Genomic DNA, 6,708 nt, shown 5'->3' with positions numbered 1-6,708 from the left:
CGGTTCAGGTCATCGGAGAGAAAGGCAACGGCATCGCGATGGCCGAGGTCATATCCGGCGTCAGCCAGTCCGGCCCGCCCTTGGCCGGCCATTTGCCATCCGCGACTGACTGGCTGCGGGCCTTGGTGCGGGCATCAAGCGAGGCATAGGGCCAGATCTGGGTCACACGCGGCGCGCCGTCAAAACCCCAGCCGGCAAAGGCCAGCATCGAATATTCGCTGCGCCCGGGCATGGCGCCGCGCCATTTGTCCTGCGTGACCGACACGCCGTTCAGCTTGGCCTTGTAGGTGCGGAATTCATAAACCGGGCCATAGGCGCCGGGGGTGACTTCGGGCAGGAAATCGAACGCCTTCAGGCTGTCGAATTTCAGATCGACCAGATGCTCGACACAGCCCATCGGGTTGTCGGACATGATCGCGCGCTCGCGCTCGGTCATCATTTCGTCCAGCGTGCCGAATTTGCGGAACAGCAGGATTTCGTTCAGGCTGCCGACGTCCGGGGCAAAGGCGCCCAACAGCGTGCCTTTGCCATTGGCCAGCCATTCCTGCAACCCGGGCGAGGCCTTGCCCGCGCCAAAGATCACGGTTTTCAGCGTGGCGATTTCATAAAAGCTCATGGTTATGCGTCCTGTGTTTGAAGCGAATTTTCGGAGGGTTCGGAGGGCAGGCCAGCCACCGGCTGACCGGCAAGGATGCGGCCGATCACATAGCCAAAGGTCATGCCCGGCCCCAGGGTGATGCCGCCCGACGGGTAATTGCCGCCCATGATCGAGGCCATGTCATTGCCGACCGCGAACAGGCCGGGAAGGATCGAACCATCGGCGGTCAGGGCCTGACCAGCGGCGGTGGTCTTGATCCCGGCAAAGGTGCCAAGGCTGCCCGGCACCAGCTTCACCGCATAGAACGGCGCTTTTTCCAAGGCGCCCAGTGACGGGTTCGGCTGGTGATCCGCCGCGCCCTGCACCTTGTTATAGGCCGAGGCACCGCGGTTGAATTCGGGGTCGGCCCCGGCGTGGGCATAGCCGTTGAAGGCACTGACCGTGGCCTCCAGCGCCGCAACTGGCAGGTCACAGGCCTGTGCCAGTTCGGCCAAGGTGCGGCCTTTCTTCAGGTAGCCGTTGCGCACATAGGGACCTACCGGGAACGGGAACGGTTTCGACCAGCCCAGACCGAACCGGCGCTGCGCCCGGTGGTCGCAGATCAGCCAGCAATGCGGGGTCGTGCCTTTGGGGCTGCGGGCCAGCAGGGCGTGCATGAAATCGTGATAGCTGTCGGCCTCGTTCACGAACCGTTTGCCGCTGGCATCCACGGCCAGAAAGCCGGGTTTGGCGCGTTCGATCAGATGCGGAAAGTTCTTAAACCCGCCCTTGCCATCCGGCACCAGCGACACCGGCGCCCATGCTCCGGGTTGGGCCAGATCGAAATCCAGCGCCGCACCGGCGTTTTCGGCCATGCGAATGCCGTCGCCTGTATTGCTGCGCGGGGCGGCGGAATGGTGGCCGATGCCGCCGGGTGTGTGGTCGAAATGCGCGGCCTGCCGTTCGGGATCATGCGGAAAGCCACCCGCCGCCAGAACAACGCCGCGCCGCGCGGTGACGGTTTGGTCCTTGCCATCAATGCGCAGGGTGGCGCCGGTCACGCGGTCGCCGTCGCGGATCAGTGCCACGGCGGGCGCGCTGTCGATCAGCTGCACGCCCAGATCCAGCGCCGTGCGCATCAGCCGCGCCACCAGAGAATTGCCATTCACCAATTGCATGGCCCTGCCATGCAGCGCCAGATCGCGCCCGTGTTTCACCAGCCGCTTGCCGACATACAATGCCGAGGCCGGGCTGCGCGTCGCATTAAAGAAATGCGCCATGTCGGCGCCGCCCGCGACGCCCAGTCCGGCAATGCTGACGATATCCAGAGGCGGTCTCAGCTTGTCGATCCAGCGCCCCAGCTTGCGCCCGTCATAGGGCGCGACCGAGACCGACCGCCCGCCCGTGGCATGGCCCGGCGTGGCGTGGAAATCAGGAACCTTGTTGCCGTCGATCCAGTCGATCTCGCTGTGATCGGCAAAGAATTCGACCATGCGCGGGCCGTTTTCAAGAAAAACGTCAATGCGCGGGTCGCTGGCGCGGTTGCCCAGCTCGCTGCGCAGATAGCGGCGCGGTTCCGAGGGGTCTTCGTCGATCCCGGCGTCGCGGGCCAGCGGATTGCGCGGCACCCACAGCCAGCCGCCCGACCACGCGCTGGTGCCGCCGAACACCTCGGCCTTTTCCGCAACGATCACGTCCAGACCGTGATAAGCAGCGGTTACTGCTGTCGCCAATCCCGATGCGCCCGATCCGACGACCAGCACATCACAGGCCATTCCGGCCAAGTCTTCAGTTGTCATGTCGTGCCCAGACAGATCCTCGGGGCCCCGGTAAACGGGGCCTAGTGCCGATATGAGGGCACGACCATGGTCATGCCGTCCGGCGGGTTGCGGTTGAGGGCGCAGGCGCCCGGTTTCGGTTGAAGAACGACGAGCCGCCCGCGGCATCGCCAATTTCGGCCGCGGCCTCCAGCAGCGGTTGTTTCAATTCTTCCATGCGCTCGGGCGTGACCCGAACGGCGGGCCCGGCAATCGAGACACAGCCAATCGGCGCGCCGCCATCAGGGCGGTGGATCGGCGCGGCCATGGCGGCCATGCCGGCAAGATAGCTGTTCACGGCGATGGAATAGCCGCGGGCGCGGGTCTGGTGCAGGATGTCCAGAACCTCGGCAATGGTATGGGCGATGTCAGGGCCGCCGTTGAACGGCGGCTCGACGCCTTGTGCCGCCACCAGTTCCAGCGCCTCTTCGTCGCTGAGCGCACTCAGCCAGGCGCGGCCCCCGGCGCTGCTGGCCAGATGCACGACCACGCCCTGTTCGCGGCCCGGATCATAGCGCAGGCCGGTGGTTGCCCCCTGCGCCACGCCGACCCAGACCAGATCGGGATAATCGACCACCGACAACCGCACCAGTTCGCCCGATTGCGCCGCCAGCCGGTCAAGGATCGGCTGTGCCACATCGGTGACGCCGGTCTTGCCCAGAAAGCTAAGCCCCATCGCCGCCAGCTTGATCGTCAGCGCATAGTCGCCCTGACTGCGCAATTGCCGGACATATCCGTATTGCGACAATTCCTTCAGCAGCCGGTGCGCGGCGCTGGCGGGCATGTCGAGCTCCGTGGCTATGGCGCTGACCTGCATCCCGTCGGGATGGTTTGTTAACAACTCAAGGATGGAGAGGGTTCGTTCCAATACGCCTGACATCAGATCATTCCTTTTCGGTCGACTGCATGTCAGGTGCCCCGATGCCGGGCGTTTCGTCAATGTTTACGGGCCGCTTTTCGGCTGCGGCGCGCTGAATGGCGGCGAGAACCCGCAGATTTTCTGCCCCGTCAGCCAGCGACACCATCGGCGCGGCGCGCCCGGCGATCACCTCGCCGAAATGGCGGATTTGCGCATCATAGGAATCTTCGGCGGATTTGCTCAGATGGCTGTGCTCCAGTTCACGGGTCCAGTCCTTGGCGCCGCTGTGCCGCCACCACGACAGATCGGGCAGGCTGAACCCGGCCTCGGTGCCGCAAAAGCTGTGCGAGATCGCGTCATGGGCGGGAAAGCGGTCAAGGTTTTCAGCGGCGGTGATGTCCCATGACCACGGGCCGACGGCGATATCCGAGACCGCCAGCGTCACCAGCCCGCCATTGGCAAAGCGAAAGATCACCGCGGCCGTGTCCTCGACCGCAAAGCCGCGCTTGTCATTGGTGGTGATGGCCATGACCGAAGCCGCCGGCCCGAACAGATGGCGCAAAAGGTCGATTTCATGGATGGCGTTGATCAGCAGCGGCCCGCCGTTGCCGGCCTCGCGCCGCCATGCCAGATCGAAATAGCTGTCCGGCTTGCGCAGCGAATAGGACACCGTGCCCATGACCAGATCGCCAAAGGCGCCATCGTCAACCTGTTGCTTGGCGGCGCGGATGATCGGGTTGTAACGGCGGTGATGACCGACCAGACCGGGGGTGCCGGTGCTGCGCGACAGGGCCACCAGATCGCAGGCGGCCTCCAGCGTGTCGGCCAGCGGTTTTTCGATCAGAACCGGAATGCCCGCCCGCATCAGCGCCGCCCCGATCGGGACATGCAGGGCGTTGGGCGTGGCAACGATGGCACCATCGGGGGCGTCGGCAATCAGGGCTTCGAGATCGGGATAGACCTTGGTGCCATATTCAGCGGCAAGCGCATCGGCTGCCGGGGTCGGCTCGACGATGCCGGACACAGAGAAACCGTCGCAGCGCCGAATGGCATCAAGATGCGTGCGCCCAATGGCGCCTGCCCCGATCACAGCGATTCGAGCCGATTTCACCTTGTTTTTCCTCCCCTAGGCTGCGGAACCCGCAGGTCTTGTGCTGGATAAAATAGCAAACCGGGCCGAAAATGAAAGCTAATTTAAAACTTGAAAGACTTTCCAAAAATGCTATCACTTTGGCGGATCGCCGTGGCCGACACCCGAGTCGGACGGTTTGGGGAGGAACGGGATGCCGGGCAAAAGCTGTGAACTGACGGCCGTATCGGAAGGTCAGGAATTTGATCTCATCGTTTTGGGCGCGGGGGCGGCTGGCATGGCTGCGGCGGTGTTTGCCGGGCTGAATGGCCAGCGCGTGCTGTTGGTTGAACGCACCGAATATCTGGGCGGGACCTCGGCCCTGTCCGCCGCGACGACCTGGGTGCCGCTGACCCGCTATTCCAATGCGTTCGGCACGGAAGACAGCGCCGACAAGGTTCTGGGCTTTCTGGATCGTGCCGTCGGCAACCGCGCCCCCCGGGCGCTGCGCGAGGCCTTTGTCGCCAATGGCGCCTCGGCCATTCACGCGCTGGAAGACAAGACCGACGTGCAATTCCGCCCGCGTCCTTTCCACCCCGATTACCTGTACGAGCTTGAGGGCAGCACCTCGAACGGTCGCGCGCTTGAACCGCAGCCCTTTGATGGCGCCTCTCTGGGCGACGATCTGTCCCTGATCCGCCCACCGATCCCCGAGTTGACCATCCTGAACGGGATGATGATTGACCGCGACGACATTCCGCATCTGCTGAACATGAAGAAATCGCTGAAGTCGCTGGCCTATTCGATGCGGATCGTCGGCAAATACTACCTGCAGAAAATGCGCTATGGCCGCGACACGCGGTTGTTGATGGGCAATGCCCTGATCGGGCGGATGTTGCTGACGGCGCGCAAGCTGGGTGTCACCATCGTCACCGAAACTCAGGTGACCGGGCTGGAACCGCTTGGCGGCGCGGCCCATCGCCTGAGGCTGAAGCGCGGCGCGGATGTGCGGTCGGTCGTGGCGAAGAAAGGTGTCGTTCTGGCCAGCGGCGGTTTTGCCCGTCATCCGCAAAAACGGCAACAGATGCTGCCCAACCCGGCCCCCGAATTCAGCCCCGCCGCGCCCGGTCATACCGGCGAATTGCATGACATCGTGCTGGGCATGGGCGCGCGTTATTCCGATACCTCGGCCCAGCCCTGTTACTGGGCGCCGGTGTCGCATCGCAAACGCGCCGATGGCAGCACCGCCGCCTATCCGCATTTCGTTCTGGACCGCAGCAAGCCCGGCATCATCGCCGTGGGTCGCGATGGCAAGCGGTTCATGAATGAAAGCCGCTCGTATCATGAGTTCGTCAGCGGCATGTATGCGGCCAACAAGAACGGCAGCCACATTCCGGTCTTTCTGATCGCTGACGCCCGGGCGATTGCCAAATACGGCTTGGGCATGGTGCGTCCGGGTGGGGCGGACCTGAAACCGTTCCTTGCGGATGGCTATCTGACCCAAGGCAAGACGCTGGACGAGCTGGCGTTGAAGCTGGATATCAATGCGGCGGGGCTGGCGGACGCGGTCAGCCGTATGAATGCCTATGCCGAAACCGGAGTTGACGCTGATTTCGCCCGTGGCAGCACGGTCTATGAACGCGCCAACGGCGATGCCAGCCACGGCCCGAACCCGACGCTGGGCAAGCTTGAGGCCGCCCCCTATTACGCGGTCAAGCTGTGGCCCGGCGATATCGGCGCGGCGACGGGTCTGGTGACGGATGAGCATGCGCGTCTGCTGCGCAAGGATGGCTCGGTGATCGACGGTCTGTTCGCCGCCGGCGCCGATATGAATTCGATCATGGGCGGGGTCTATCCCGGCCCCGGCATCACCATCGGGCCCGGTATCGTCTTTGGCTATATTGCCGCCCAGACCGCGACCGGAGCAGGGCAGTGACCCGGGTTCTGGTCACCGGCGGCACGGGGTTTATCGGCGCATGGGTGGCGCGTGAACTGGTGCAGCATGGCCTGACGCCCTGCCTGTTCGATCTGGCGCCCCGGCCTGAAAATCTGGACTTCGTGCAGCCCGGCCTGTCGGATCAGGCGCGCCTGATCGCGGGGGATATCCGGTCTTTGGCGGATGTGACCAACGCCATGCGCGGCTGCGAGGCGGTGATCCATCTGGCCGGTCTGATGACCGTCGATTGCGCCGCCGATCCGCGTCTTGCGATCGAGGTCAACCTGATCGGCAGCCAGAACGTGTTTTCCGCCGCTGCGGCCTTGGGCGTCACCCGCATCGCTTTTGCCAGTACTGGCGGTGTTTATGGCCCGGATGATCCGGTCCATCCGCGTCCGATGACCTTGTATGGTATCCTGAAGCTGGCGCTTGAAGGCGTGGCGCGGGTCG

The 6,708-nt window shown here is 64.2% G+C and carries 6 protein-coding genes; 2 read left to right on the top strand and 4 right to left on the bottom strand.

All coding sequences use genetic code 11. From position 1 onward, the window contains the following. Positions 1-4: 4 nt before the first annotated feature. From ABYW26_RS08595 to ABYW26_RS08580, 4 genes are all read right to left on the bottom strand, one after another. Positions 5-616: an NIPSNAP family protein gene (locus ABYW26_RS08595; protein ID WP_372604369.1), complete on the bottom strand. Its 612-nt coding sequence runs from the start codon at positions 614-616 to the stop codon at positions 5-7. Positions 617-618: 2 nt separating this feature from the next. Further along, positions 619-2,376: an FAD-dependent oxidoreductase gene (locus tag ABYW26_RS08590; RefSeq protein ID WP_372604368.1), complete on the bottom strand. Its 1,758-nt coding sequence runs from the start codon at positions 2,374-2,376 to the stop codon at positions 619-621. A gap of 70 nt (positions 2,377-2,446) precedes the next feature. Then, positions 2,447-3,274: an IclR family transcriptional regulator gene (locus ABYW26_RS08585; protein WP_372604366.1), complete on the bottom strand. Its 828-nt coding sequence runs from the start codon at positions 3,272-3,274 to the stop codon at positions 2,447-2,449. A gap of 4 nt (positions 3,275-3,278) precedes the next feature. After that, positions 3,279-4,364, bottom strand: a complete 1,086-nt coding sequence (locus ABYW26_RS08580; protein ID WP_372604364.1) for a Gfo/Idh/MocA family protein — start codon at positions 4,362-4,364, stop codon at positions 3,279-3,281. A 172-nt stretch (positions 4,365-4,536) separates the two neighbouring features. On the opposite strand from ABYW26_RS08580, the gene ABYW26_RS08575 reads away from it, so the two are divergent. Both ABYW26_RS08575 and ABYW26_RS08570 read left to right on the top strand, forming a co-directional pair. Next, the gene (locus tag ABYW26_RS08575) at positions 4,537-6,258 is read left to right on the top strand and encodes an FAD-dependent oxidoreductase (protein WP_372604363.1); all 1,722 of its coding nucleotides are present in this window, start codon (positions 4,537-4,539) and stop codon (positions 6,256-6,258) included. After that, positions 6,255-6,708: NAD-dependent epimerase/dehydratase family protein (locus ABYW26_RS08570; protein ID WP_372604361.1), on the top strand; the 454-nt coding region annotated here is incomplete at its 3' end. The genes ABYW26_RS08575 and ABYW26_RS08570, both read left to right, overlap by 4 nt.

Source organism: Actibacterium sp. (genome assembly GCF_041584535.1).
Taxonomy (GTDB): Bacteria; Pseudomonadota; Alphaproteobacteria; order Rhodobacterales; family Rhodobacteraceae; genus Actibacterium_D.
The sequence above is the reverse complement of the archived record's forward strand: the minus strand, read 5'-3'. Positions and strand labels throughout refer to the sequence as shown.